13 protein-coding genes are annotated in these 12,449 nt (G+C 36.3%); 12 read left to right on the forward strand and 1 reads right to left on the reverse strand.

Going from position 1 to position 12,449, the window contains the following annotated elements; translation table 11 throughout:
• Positions 1-265: 265 nt before the first annotated feature.
• The 4 genes from ATN92_RS17255 to ATN92_RS17270 all read left to right on the forward strand — a co-directional run bounded on the left by ATN92_RS17255 (position 266) and on the right by ATN92_RS17270 (position 4,119).
• Complete coding sequence (locus ATN92_RS17255) at positions 266-1,504, forward strand: C40 family peptidase (protein WP_056954350.1); 1,239 nt, start codon at positions 266-268, stop codon at positions 1,502-1,504.
• Positions 1,505-1,715: 211 nt separating this feature from the next.
• Complete coding sequence (locus tag ATN92_RS17260) at positions 1,716-2,363, forward strand: ABC transporter ATP-binding protein (RefSeq protein WP_179207681.1); 648 nt, start codon at positions 1,716-1,718, stop codon at positions 2,361-2,363.
• A complete protein-coding gene (locus tag ATN92_RS17265) occupies positions 2,356-3,129 on the forward strand; it encodes an ABC transporter permease (RefSeq protein WP_056954354.1) in 774 nt (257 codons plus the stop codon). The genes ATN92_RS17260 and ATN92_RS17265 overlap by 8 nt, the downstream gene beginning before the upstream one ends.
• Positions 3,130-3,201: 72 nt before the next feature.
• The gene (locus ATN92_RS17270; protein WP_056954356.1) at positions 3,202-4,119 is read left to right on the forward strand and encodes a Ppx/GppA phosphatase family protein; all 918 of its coding nucleotides are present in this window, start codon (positions 3,202-3,204) and stop codon (positions 4,117-4,119) included.
• Positions 4,120-4,123: 4 nt separating this feature from the next.
• On the opposite strand, the gene ATN92_RS17275 is transcribed toward ATN92_RS17270, so the two are convergent.
• Positions 4,124-4,630, reverse strand: a complete 507-nt coding sequence (locus ATN92_RS17275) for a YbhB/YbcL family Raf kinase inhibitor-like protein (protein WP_056954358.1) — start codon at positions 4,628-4,630, stop codon at positions 4,124-4,126.
• A gap of 31 nt (positions 4,631-4,661) precedes the next feature.
• Between ATN92_RS17275 and ATN92_RS17280 the strand changes: the two genes are divergently transcribed.
• The 8 genes from ATN92_RS17280 (at position 4,662) to purR (ending at position 12,429) form a co-directional block, all read left to right on the forward strand.
• Positions 4,662-5,618, forward strand: coding sequence for a hypothetical protein (locus ATN92_RS17280; RefSeq protein ID WP_056954360.1), 957 nt, complete (start codon positions 4,662-4,664; stop codon positions 5,616-5,618).
• Positions 5,619-5,642: 24 nt separating this feature from the next.
• Positions 5,643-6,344: an NAD-dependent protein deacylase gene (locus ATN92_RS17285; protein ID WP_056954677.1), complete on the forward strand. Its 702-nt coding sequence runs from the start codon at positions 5,643-5,645 to the stop codon at positions 6,342-6,344.
• A 48-nt stretch (positions 6,345-6,392) separates the two neighbouring features.
• Positions 6,393-8,411: a methionine--tRNA ligase gene (gene metG / locus ATN92_RS17290; protein WP_056954362.1), complete on the forward strand. Its 2,019-nt coding sequence runs from the start codon at positions 6,393-6,395 to the stop codon at positions 8,409-8,411.
• Complete coding sequence (locus ATN92_RS17295; RefSeq protein ID WP_056954364.1) at positions 8,411-9,172, forward strand: TatD family hydrolase; 762 nt, start codon at positions 8,411-8,413, stop codon at positions 9,170-9,172. Before metG ends, ATN92_RS17295 begins: the two co-directional genes overlap by 1 nt.
• Positions 9,173-9,174: 2 nt before the next feature.
• The gene (gene rnmV, locus ATN92_RS17300; protein WP_056954366.1) at positions 9,175-9,750 is read left to right on the forward strand and encodes a ribonuclease M5; all 576 of its coding nucleotides are present in this window, start codon (positions 9,175-9,177) and stop codon (positions 9,748-9,750) included.
• Positions 9,737-10,615 carry a 16S rRNA (adenine(1518)-N(6)/adenine(1519)-N(6))-dimethyltransferase RsmA gene (gene rsmA, locus ATN92_RS17305; protein WP_056954368.1) on the forward strand — a complete coding sequence of 293 codons (879 nt, stop codon included), beginning with the start codon at positions 9,737-9,739 and terminating at the stop codon, positions 10,613-10,615. Before rnmV ends, rsmA begins: the two co-directional genes overlap by 14 nt.
• A 433-nt stretch (positions 10,616-11,048) precedes the next feature.
• On the forward strand, positions 11,049-11,339 hold the full coding sequence (locus ATN92_RS17310) for a Veg family protein (RefSeq protein WP_025084371.1): 291 nt from the start codon (positions 11,049-11,051) through the stop codon (positions 11,337-11,339).
• A gap of 247 nt (positions 11,340-11,586) precedes the next feature.
• Entirely contained in the window at positions 11,587-12,429 is an 843-nt protein-coding gene (gene purR / locus ATN92_RS17315) for a pur operon repressor (RefSeq protein ID WP_056954369.1), read from the forward strand.
• Positions 12,430-12,449 lie beyond the last annotated feature (20 nt).

The raw sequence follows: 12,449 nt of genomic DNA on the forward strand, positions 1-12,449 counted from the left end.
CCATAATCTTACACAAAGTGTAAGATTATTAGTTTCAAATCGTGCCCATGGCGTTCCAAGGCATTCCCAATTTTTGTGGAAGACGGCAGTAGAACACCTATCCCAGCAACAGCAGCAGTAGAACAACATCACGGAGACAAAACGTCTATCAAAATGACGCCTAAATATTTAAGTAATATTAAATATGATGTTAAATTTATTACGAAAAAATTATAAGGTTATAAATTAATAAATCTCGTTATTTTTAAGGAAGAGGTACAGACAAATGAGTAAAAAATTCAAAATTGCTTTTGTTTGTGGTTTAGCTTTATTAATGATGTCTCCCCAAAGTGTAAAAGCTGATTCGACCAATACTTCCAAAATTGATTCCCAAGCAATCGTCAGTACAAAATCTATAACAAAGTTATACACAGAAAACGGGGAACTAATTCAGAATCGAAAATTAGGAGCTAATACAGCCTGGGTAACTGATCAAAAAATGACATATCAAGGTCAGACTTACTATCGTGTGGCGACGGATGAATATTTGGAAGCCAATGATGTAACTATCAGTTACGGTCATGCAGAATCTGGAACGATAGTTATCAATGGCTGGGGTGGTGTCAGTTTTTCTCATGATGACAATGGTTTTTATCGGAATGGTCAGAAGAATTTTTCAGCTAATTCGCTTTGGAAATATGATCGTGTCGATAAGAGTGATGGACTGACTTATTATCGAATCGGTAATAATATTTGGATCAATAGTAACGATGCAACCACGGCGGTTGGTTATCAAAATCCTAGTGGTTGGCTTCAGATTCAAAATACTCAAATTAAACCTGTGGGTAATGTTGGATACGATCTTTATAACGGCGTTGAAGGTGTCAAAGTTTATTTAGTAAGAAGATACTTTGGCTATTCCAATGCTCATACTATCTATGATGGTTCGGTTGCGGCCAGTGTTAGAAGCTTCCAAGCTCGCAGAGGATTACCTGCAACAGGAATAGTAAACTTAGCTACATGGGAAAATATGGGCTTCTCAGAGTCTTCTTGGTATGATATCGACTCTTACGTAGCACCACTGGAAACTAACCAGATAAGTACAAGGTCAGACCATATCGAAGCAATGATCAATCAGGCATACAAGTACTTAGGTCAAACTTGGATCTCCGGTGCTGCTAGTTCACCTCAGTATGGAGTTGATTGTTCAGGACTGGTAACGCAGGCTTTATATGCTTCAGGTATCAATCCGGCTCCAGTTTCGGCTATTCAACACGCTCAAGTGGGTAATGAGTGGAATAGTCGCATGCTTTGGAGTGATGATCGTATGCCACGGATCAATTTCAATAACCGTCAAAGAGGCGATTTGATTTTCTATACTGATCCATCGACTGGCCTGATTTGGCACGTAGGAATTTTATTAAATCGTGATACGATGATTGAATCATGGCCATACGCCGTGCAAGTACACTCAATCTATTCAGGACGCGGGAACATCGCCGGTGTCAAACGTGTATTTGCTTAATCAAAAACAAATTCGATATAATAGAATTCGAATTTATCAACTGGGATAGAATATGTTCAATTTCCTAAATAAAAAGAATCTCGATCAATTGACGGTTAATTGGTCGAGATTTTGTATTTATCTATGATTTTATTTATAAGCCGATTATTATGTATTGTAGATTAACATGTTGATAATTATCAGTAAAATTAGTGGGAGAGGTGAGATGATTGTGGAAAATATTTTTGATGTTCAAGACTTGTCTTATCAAGTTGGAAATAAAGAGATTTTGAAACATATCAGTGTAAAAATTGAAAAAGGTAAATACATCACAGTAGTGGGGCCTTCAGGAAGTGGAAAGAGTACCTTCATGCGGATTCTAGCTTCGATGATCAGTCAAACATCGGGAAAAGTTTTATTTGAAGGTAAAGCAATTGATTCTTATGAACCGACAAAATACCGTCAAAGAGTTTCTTATGCTTTTCAACAACCAACTTTATTTGGCAAAACCGTGCGTGACAATTTAACTTTTCCTTTTGAAGTTCGTAATGAAGAATTCGATGAATCCAAGGTTAAACAGTATTTGAAGATGGTCAATCTGGATGAAAGTTACCTTGATAAGAGTGTCAACGATGTTTCTGGGGGCGAAAAGCAACGAATTGCTCTTTTACGTAATCTGATTTTTCCACCGGAAGTGTTAATAACTGATGAAGTCACTGCCGGTTTGGATGTGGAAAACAAAAATATCGTGCATTCGATGTTGGCGGAATTTAATCAACGAGGGTTAACGATTTTGCGTGTGACGCATGATGAGTCAGAAATTGAAGCCTCTCATGATAAAATTACCATCAAAAATGGGGAGGTAGTGGACAATGTCTAATTTAACAGTTTCCAATTCAACTTTAATGTTGGGATTCGTGTTAGTAATTGTAGCATTAGTAATTGGCTACATTGAAAAGTTACATATTGATAAAGATATTATTATTGGTGTTATTCGAGCAATCATTCAATTGTCGATTGTCGGATATGTGCTGAAATTCGTTATTAAAGCCGACGATATTTGGTTAACCTTGGCTTGCTTCATTATTATTGTCATCAATGCCTCTTATAATGCAGGTAAACGTGGAAACGGTATTCCTAAGGTCTTTCAATCATCATTGTTGGCTATCTTTGTGGGTACGACAATTACTTTAGGAACACTAGTTTTTACTGGTTCTATTAAATTTGTACCCGAACAGATCGTCCCTGTTACCGGAATGATTGCCAGCAATATTATGGTCGCTATTGGACTTTGTTATCGCAATATGAAGCAGACTTTTTCCGACCGTCACCAACAAATTCTGGAGAAATTAGCCTTAGGTGCTGATATTAAACTAGCTTCACTCGATATTTTACGAGATAGCATCAAGAGTGGTATGCAACCCACAATCGATTCGATTAAGACCCTTGGTTTGGTTAGTTTGCCGGGAATGATGTCAGGATTGATTTTTGCCGGTGTTGATCCAGTTAAGGCAATTAAATATCAGATCATGGTTACTTTTATGCTGCTAGCATCAACTAGTATCGGTTCAATTATTTCTTGTTATTTAGGTTATCGCCAATTCTTTAATGAAAGAAAACAGTTAAAGAATGAACTAATTTCTTAACTTTGTGAAAAATAGGTCTACTATATAGGCCTATTTTTTTATATAATTGATACAATGGGATGTGATGTAAATTTGAAGTTAGCAGTTATTGAAATTGGATCTAACTCCATTAGGACATCAGTGTATCGATCTTCAAAAAAGAATCGCTTTAAAACTTTGGATCGTTGGCGCGAGCCGGTTCGATTAGGCAAATCAATTGCTCAGAGCCGTCTTTTAACCAATGATCAAATAGAAGAGACCATTGATGTTCTAAAGAAATTTCAAACTCGAATTGAAAGGTATCACGTAGATCGAACTAGTTTAATTGCCACTGCAGCAGTCAGAATGGCTAAGAATCAAGAACAATTGATTTTTGCCGTACTTAAAGAAACTGGTCTGCAACTAGAAATCATCAATGAGCAAGAAGAAGCTTATTATGATTATGTGGCCGTACGTAGCACAATGCGGATCAAGGATGCGTTGATTGTTGACGTTGGTGGTGGTAGCAGTGAAATCAGTTTGGCAAAAAAAGGACGCTTAAAACACGGTCTCAGTATTCCAATTGGTGCTATTTCAATTTCGGATTTGTATTTAGCAAGTGATCCAATAAAAAGTGAACAACTAAGAGCGGCAAGAAAAGATATTAGTGAACGTTTAGACCGACTTACATGGATGAATGCGAAAGCTACCTTCGTTGGTTTAGGCGGTACTTTAAGAGCCGTAACTAGCATTTTGAATCGTGAAAATAAGAGAAAAAAGACACTCCACAATTCAGTGATTACCGTTGACCAAATTGATGAACTATTTAACCAACTGATTCATGCTTCGATGGAAGAACGCAGTCAGATCAAAGAGTTGAGTGATGGTAGATATGAAGTCATTTTAGGTGGAATATTGATAATCTCCGAGATAATAAAAAAGACCCCCTCTACAGAAATTCGTTTTTCGAATTTCGGAGTTAGAGAAGGTTATGTCTTTAATTATTTCCACAAGATGCATTTAAAAGAATAAACAATTATGCACGACTAGGGATGGTTATTTGAGTTTGGTCAAGAATATGTCCATCCATTTTGTGCAATAATTCGTTCATCCAAAAACCATTTTCCAAGTTAAGGTTATCATCTAGAGCAAACACCTTGAGAATATAATCATGGGTTTGATCTGGTGGATATGGTCCATTGTAACCAGTGGCCAAATCTTTGGGGCCATCAGTTAATGGACTAGCTGTGCTGTTCTTTCCTTGAACAATTGGACTTTGAGCAAGTCGACTGAAGTTTTCAGGTATTTCTAGTTGAGAACTAGGAATATTTGCCATGGTCCAGTGAATCCATTCAAATCCACAAACGGGAATTGAATCAGGATCAGTAAAAGTCAAAGCAATAGTTTTTGTATCTGCCGGTAGATTGGATAATTGAATTGGGAAACTAATAAGAGGTTTCCCATTTTTTATATCCTCAGGAGCAGCATGCTTGCCATATTTATCGGGCAAAAGGTTATTCGGTAAAGATACATTAACATCCATAAAAAAATCTCCTTTAAAATGAGGTGTAGTAATGAAACAAATAGATAACAACGACCTATCTACTAATATTGTAGAGCAGGTTCAAAAAATTGAGCAAGAATATAATAAAAAAGTCGAGATATACTCAGACTATTCAGAACAAGAATTTTTGACATTAGATCAAGCTAGTCATGAGATCAAAGGTGATATTGTAAAAGTTATCATCACTAATGAAAAATACAGTGAGTTTGTTCTAGCACATGAACTTTATCATATTGCTTTGGAATTATCTGATGAGCCAAGTATCTCTTGTGCTGTAACATCTGGTAAGCCAGATTATGATGGTCGTATTTTGGCAATCGCTAATTCGATTTTCGAAACTTTGGAGCATATCTCAGTTTTGAAATCTCAAAAGGCTGATGGAACTTATACAGCTGAAGTCAAAGATGCATTTCTCAAGGGAATTGAAGTGGCCCTAAATCCTAAGGTTTCTTTAGATTTAGCTAACATGCGCTTCTACCGTACTTTGATTATGTTTGATGGAATGATCTTCAGTGAACATGCTCAAGATGATAAGTGGAAAGATGAATTTCCAACATCATACAAGTATGCTGAAAAGCTAGTTAAGATTGCGGAAGCTAATGATTTGTCAGATGCATTCCATTTCAGGCGTGCTTTGGTCAATGCCTTGGATACATATAATGAAATTATTTTGTCCAATGGCTATGAGGGTCTTGGTTATCATGAATTCTTGAATATAACGCCAGTGTTATCAGAGCGTCAATTGAGATTGTCATTGAATCAAGTTTATCAAGTAAAGCATTCCTCATTTAAGAATCGTGCGACTGGAAAAGATGCCTTCGTACTTTTAGGTATCAATGATGGTCAAAGTGTTACAACTCTAGATATTGATCCTGGTAAAGTAACACCGGAATTTTACAAGGCCTTTTATCAATACAAAATTATCGATGTATTTGAAAAGGAAGAAGTTAAATACTTAACAAGATAAGAGGGGATTTGTGTGCAAGATAAAATTGAAGAGTTTAAAGAATTACTAGACAAAGCTAATTTTGTGACTTTTCTAACTGGTGCAGGCGTCTCTGTGCCATCGGGGATTCCCGATTATCGTTCTAAGAATGGATTGTATAAGCGGAAGAATTATAACTTTCCTCCAGAATATATGTTGAGTCACGACAATTTAGTTGAACATCCCGATGTTTTCCATGATTTCGTAGTTCATAATATGTACTTTCCTGATGCACAACCCAATATCATTCATAAGAAAATGGCCCAGATCAGTAATCAAAAAGGTGCCATAGTAACCCAAAATGTCGATAAACTGCACACAAAAGCAGGAGCCAAAAACGTGGTAGAGTTTCACGGTAATTTGTATGATAATATTCATTGCTTAACATGTGGCAAAGAGTTTGATTACAAGGATTATTTGAAGGATTATCGACATCACGAAGATAATGGTATTATTCGTCCAGGGACAACTGTCCTATACGGAGAAAATATTAACTCAAAGAACTTTCAAAATGCTGCTTTAGCAGTTCAAAGAGCTGATTTGTTAGTGGTAGTAGGAACTAGTTTTAAAGTATATCCTTTCGCAGGATTACTAGAATACAGCACTCCACAAGCCAAATTAGTAGTTATTAATAAAGAAGATTTAAACATAGATTCGTCGATTTTAGCTATCGATGACGATGCAACGAACGTTTTTTCACAAATATAAAAGAATGCTATACTTAATATCAATTTGAAAGCGGTGGAGGTTAATATATTGACTGAAGAAAGAAAAACTTTTTACATTACAACACCCATTTATTATCCATCAGGAAAATTAACAATTGGGAACTCATATACAACGATTGCAGCGGACACCTTGGCTCGTTACAAGCGTAATGAAGGCTATGACGTTTTCTTCCTAACAGGAACTGACGAACATGGTCTCAAAATTGAACAAAAAGCCGAAGAAAAACATATGGAACCACAAGAATATGTTGATATGATGGCTAAAGGAATCAAGGAGCTTTGGAAGAAGCTCGATATCTCTAATGACAAGTTCATCCGTACAACAGATGATTATCACGTTAAAGCTGTTCAAAAAATTATTGAACGTCTAATTAAACAAGGGGATATTTATTTAGGCGAATACTCAGGTTGGTATTCAGTTGATGATGAGGAATACTTTACTGAATCACAAATGGCTGAAGTTTATCATGATGAAAATGGTAAGGTCATCGGTGGTAAAGCTCCTTCAGGTCATGAAGTTCAACTTGTTAAAGAACCATGTTATTTCTTCAAGATGAGCAAATATGCTGATCGTCTATTGCAATATTACAAAGACAACCCAACCTTCATCGAACCAGAAATTCGTAAGAATGAAATGATCAATAACTTTATCAAACCAGGTCTAGAAGACTTAGCTATTTCTAGAACAACTTTCAACTGGGGTGTTAAAGTTCCAAGTAATCCAGAACACGTTGTTTATGTTTGGATCGATGCACTTTTGAACTATATTACAGCTCTTGGCTACGAAAGCGACGACGATTCGCTTTTCAAGAAATACTGGCCAGCTAATGTTCAATTTGTTGGTAAGGAAATTGTTCGTTTCCATACTATTTATTGGCCAATTATTTTGATGGCTTTAGGTGTTGAATTGCCTAAACAAGTCTTTGGTCACGGTTGGTTGTTGATGAGAGACGGTAAAATGTCTAAATCTAAAGGAAACGTTGTTTATCCAGAAATGTTAGTTTCTAGATATGGACTAGATTCACTTCGTTACTACTTGATGCGTGCAATGCCATTTGGTAGTGATGGTACCTTTACTCCTGAAGATTATATCGACAAGATTAACTACGATTTAGCTAATGATTTAGGAAACTTGTTGAACAGAACTGTTTCAATGATCAATAAGTATGACGATGGTCAAGTTGTTTCAGTTACTGCTGTGACAGACCTCGATAAAGATCTTGAAAAATCATATGCCGACACTTTGGCAGCTTACAGAGAACATATGGATAAATTTGAATTCCCTGATGCATTAGCTAGCGTTTGGTCATTCATCAGTCGTGCTAATAAGTATATTGATGAGACGCAACCATGGGTTCTTGCTAAAGATGACAGTAAGAAGGCTGAACTACAAGCTGTCTTAGGTCACTTGGCTGAATCATTACGTTTGATTGCTTTACTCATCAGTCCTGTTATGACACAGGCTCCAGTTAAGATGTTCTCTCAATTGGGTCTTGATTATAGTAGTGACAAGTCACTTGATTTTGGTGACACAGTGGTAGGTAAGACTGTTACTGCTAAACCAGAACCAATCTTCCCACGTTTGGATGCTGAAGAAGAAGTTAATTATATCAAGGGTAAGATGGCCGAGGAACAAGCTAAGCATGGTGCTGGTAAGTTAAGTAAGTCTGCCCAAGCTAAGGCTAAAGCCCAAGAAGCTTCTGATGACGGTTATCCTAAGGAAATTGAATTCGATGACTTTGAAAAAGTTAAGATGGTTGTAACTGAAATTCTTGATGTTAAACCAGTTGAAAACTCAAGCAAATTACTTCAATTCAAATTGGATGACGGTTCAGGTGTTGATCGTCAAATTCTTTCAGGAATGCACAAATTCTATCCTAACTACAAAGAATTGATTGGTAAGAAAGTCCTAGCAGTTGTCAATTTGAAGCCTCGTAGAATGGTTGGCGAATGGAGTAACGGAATGTTATTGTCAACTGAAAAAGGTGACGAAGTAAAACTTGCTATCGTGGATAATTCACATAAAAATGGAGCTATTTTAGGCTAATGAAAATCTTTGATACACATACACATTTAAATGATGAAGCTTTTGCTGGCAAGACCCAACAATTCATTGATAATGCTAAGGAATTAGATGTTGTTGAGATGGCTATTATTGGTTCTAATGAAGAATTCAATATTGAAGCCATTCGTTTAGCACAAAACTATCAACCATTGCATGCTGTAATTGGTTGGCATCCTGAATTTGCTAAAGAGTACAATGAAGAGCAATTGGTCAACCAGATCAAATTGCCTGAAGTTGTAGGAATTGGTGAAATTGGCTTGGATTATCATTGGGAAGAAGATCCTGATCCTAAGATTCAACAAAAAGTTTTGATTCAACAATTGGATGTGGCTAAGCAGTACAACATGCCAGTGTCAATTCACTGTCGTGATGCTTTTGATGATATGTATGAAATTCTTAAGAATCATGATATGTCTAAATCGGGTATTATCATGCATAGTTTTAATGGGGATGTTAAGTGGCTCAATCGCTTCTTAGACCTTGGATTGTGGATTTCTTATAGTGGAGTAGTTTCATTTAAAAATGCACCCGAGGTTCACGAGTCAGCTAAGAATACGCCGCTAGATCGTTTGCTAGTAGAAACTGATGCACCATATCTAACCCCTGAACCATATCGTGGTCATTCTAATCAACCGGCATATACAAGATATGTGGTTGATGCAATTGCTAAGTATAAAGATATTTCACCTGCTGAAGTTGCTGAACATACCTTCAAAAATGCTCATAAAGTGTATAATTTATAAACATGAAAAAAATAAAAGAAATTATAGTAGTAGAAGGTAAGTCTGATACCAATCGGTTAAAAGATTGTTTTGGTGATGTCGATACAATCGAGACCACAGGATCAGCACTTAACCAAGAGACAATTGAACGTATCAAGATTGCTCAAGAAAAACGTGGTGTAATTGTCTTCACCGATCCCGATTTTAATGGGAATCGTCTCCGAACTATTATTCAAAAAGCTGTTCCCGATGCTAAACAGGCTTTTTTACCGAGAGCCCAAGCCGTTCCCAAAAAGAGTGATGGTAGCTTAGGAATCGAACACGCCAATGATGCCGATATCAAGACAGCTTTAGCAGCCGTTTATACTAGAACTGATAATGATTTTAAAGATTATGACCATGATGACATGGTAGATCTTGGTCTAGTCGGTAAAAGTGATTCGCATTTGCGCCGAGAATTTGTTGGGTCAGAATTGAAGATAGGTTACACTAATGCCAAACAATTTTTGAATCGTCTGAACATGTTCCAAATTGCACCACAAGATTTAGTCGCCGTAGTTGAAAAATTTGATAAAGGAAGTACTCATGACACAAAATAGATTAAGTATCGCTGACCCTATTCGTACTAATGACATAATGCGTAAATATAAATTACGTGCCAAAAAAAGTTTGGGGCAAAATTTTTTAACGAATGAAAAAGTTCTAGACGGAATTGTGGATGCTAGTGGTTTGAAGTCAGATGAAATTGCTATCGAAATTGGGCCTGGTATCGGTGCTTTAACTGAAAAACTAGCGCAAGTTGCTGAAAAGGTTTATGCTTTTGAAATTGATGATAACTTGATACCCGTATTAGCTGATACGTTGCAGTATTACGACAATATCGAAGTTATTAATCAAGATATTTTGAAAGTTGATTTAGATGAGTTCGTCAAGGAACATGATTTGGTTGGTAAAACAATCAAGGTTGTAGCTAATTTACCTTATTACATCACTACACCAATCATGTTGAATTTGATCAATAGTGATTATCCATTCCAGTCACTTGTTTTGATGATGCAAAAAGAAGTAGCCGAAAGAATCACAGCCAATCCGGGGCATCGTGAGTATGGTTCTTTAACTATTGCAGTGCAAACACAAATGGATGCAAAGATTGATCGTATTGTCGGTCGTAATTCTTTCATCCCACGTCCAAAGGTCGATTCAGCCGTTGCGGTTTTGAATCGTTTGCCAAAGGAAAAAGTAGATATCAGTGATCCAGTGTTCTTCAACAAGGTAGTTCGTTCTGCTTTTGCCCACAAACGTAAGAGTTTGATGAACAATATGTTGAACTGGCAAGGAAGAACTGACGAAAATAGAGCAAAAATCAAAGCAGTCTTTGAAAAATACAATATTGGTGAGAATGCTCGTGCTGAAGAAGTTTCAATCGAACAATTCAAGCAAATGGCAATAGAGTTTGCGAAATAGAGTATAACTTCCGTCTTACACAAAAGTTGAAAATGCTGTTGGAACGCTGTGGGCGCGGCTTGAAGCTAATTATTTCACACTTCGTGCAAAATAATTAGCTTCAAGTCCGGCCTCATTGTAAGTGGCGGAGCCACTAACAATGATTTCACAGCTGACCGCATTTTCAACTTTTGTTCCAGACTAGCAAGTGTTTCACTCATTTTAAATTTAAAGATAAAAATAAGCAGTATTCATTTGGAGAAAAAGTTTATGAACGTCTCTGAGTGGAACTGCTATTTTTGTTTCAAACATTTAGAGAATGACATGATAAATAGAATAGAAAATCTGTTATGGAAGACGGCACCATAGAAATAATTTTATGCCAAGTGAAAGTTTTTCTTGAAAAAATTAGTAAAACGTGGTAAAATTTCACTCCTAAGGAGTGATTATTATAATGCCAACATCATTGAAGACAATCAAGAGTCGTTTAGATTCACACTTAGGTGAGAATTTGACTATTGTCGCACAAGCAGGTCGTAAGAAAGTAATCCGTCGTCGCGGAACTTTATCAGAAACATTCCATTCAGTTTTTGTTGTAGATTTGGACCAAAATGAAAATTCTTTTGAAAGAGTTTCATACAGTTATGCAGATCTATTAACAAAATCAATCGATATTCATTTTGACAATGAAGAAGAAGTAGCTGAAACTGATTCTGACTCAGACACTGAGGCAGAGGCTGAATAATAAGAATTCGTTAGTTGGAATAGTTGAACAGTGAGTTTAATTTCCAAGCAATAAAATAACAGGTCGTGATAATCAATTTGATTATTGTGACCTATTTTTTTGTTTTCTAATTGTCCACAGTGTTTCAAACTTTATACAAAAAATTATAAAGTTTGTAAAATGATACTGGTTACATTCAAAAAAACATGAATTGTTCATTGTTTTGCTTTATAATCTTGTAGTGAGATACGTTTTAGGAGAAAAAAAGATGAAAACACGAAGAAGCGAACGTTTAATTGATATGACTCGCTATTTACTTGAACGACCACATACGCTGATTTCACTAGCGTTTTTTGCCGATCGTTATGAATCAGCTAAGTCGTCAATATCTGAGGATTTGGGTATTTTGAGAAGAACATTTATGATCAGAGGGATCGGTGTTCTGGAAACATTGCCTGGTGCTGGTGGTGGTGTGATTTTTACACCCGGAATTTCTAAGAAAGAAGCAACTGAATTTGTTGAGGAAACATCTAAAAAGTTAGTTGAACCCAACCGTATTTTACCCGGTGGGTATTTATATTTGACTGATTTATTGGCTGATCCTGAATTATTGAGAAATGTTGGTCGTATGATTGCTACTCAATATTCACAAAGCTCAATTGATGTCGTTATGACGGTAGCTACTAAGGGTATACCAATTGCTCAAAGTGTGGCTAATTTCTTGAATATTCCATTTGTGATTGTTCGTCGTGATTCAAAGATCACAGAAGGATCAACTATTAGTGTCAACTATGCATCAGGTTCATCTGATCGTGTTGAAAAGATGGAATTGTCCAAACGTAGTTTGGAAGAAGGATCTCGTGTACTAGTTGTTGATGACTTTATGAAAGGCGGCGGAACCATTAATGGTTTGCGTAGTTTGATCTCTGAATTCAATGCTATTTTTGTTGGTGCAACAGTCTTTGCTGAAAACATCAATATCAATAGTCAATTTGGTGATTCTGACGTAACGTCAATTTTCAAAGTAACAAAAATTGATACCAAGAATCGAGTTTTGAATGTGGAACCGGGAAATTATTTAGCAAATACCGATTTCAGTTATTTTGAATAAATTCTTGATTGAGCAGTTAT

The organism is Companilactobacillus bobalius (assembly GCF_009764355.1).

Excerpts from the sequence above, each read along its gene's own strand:
- rnmV (WP_056954366.1), top strand. The coding sequence starts at position 9,175 with ATGAAAAAAATAAAAGAAATTATAGTAGTAGAAGGTAAGTCTGATACC.
- ATN92_RS17265 (WP_056954354.1), top strand. The coding sequence starts at position 2,356 with ATGTCTAATTTAACAGTTTCCAATTCAACTTTAATGTTGGGATTCGTG.
- ATN92_RS17275 (WP_056954358.1), bottom strand. The coding sequence starts at position 4,630 with ATGGATGTTAATGTATCTTTACCGAATAACCTTTTGCCCGATAAATAT.
- purR (WP_056954369.1), top strand. The coding sequence starts at position 11,587 with ATGAAAACACGAAGAAGCGAACGTTTAATTGATATGACTCGCTATTTA.
- ATN92_RS17255 (WP_056954350.1), top strand. The coding sequence starts at position 266 with ATGAGTAAAAAATTCAAAATTGCTTTTGTTTGTGGTTTAGCTTTATTA.
- ATN92_RS17310 (WP_025084371.1), top strand. The coding sequence starts at position 11,049 with ATGCCAACATCATTGAAGACAATCAAGAGTCGTTTAGATTCACACTTA.
- ATN92_RS17295 (WP_056954364.1), top strand. The coding sequence starts at position 8,411 with ATGAAAATCTTTGATACACATACACATTTAAATGATGAAGCTTTTGCT.
- ATN92_RS17280 (WP_056954360.1), top strand. The coding sequence starts at position 4,662 with ATGAAACAAATAGATAACAACGACCTATCTACTAATATTGTAGAGCAG.
- rsmA (WP_056954368.1), top strand. The coding sequence starts at position 9,737 with ATGACACAAAATAGATTAAGTATCGCTGACCCTATTCGTACTAATGAC.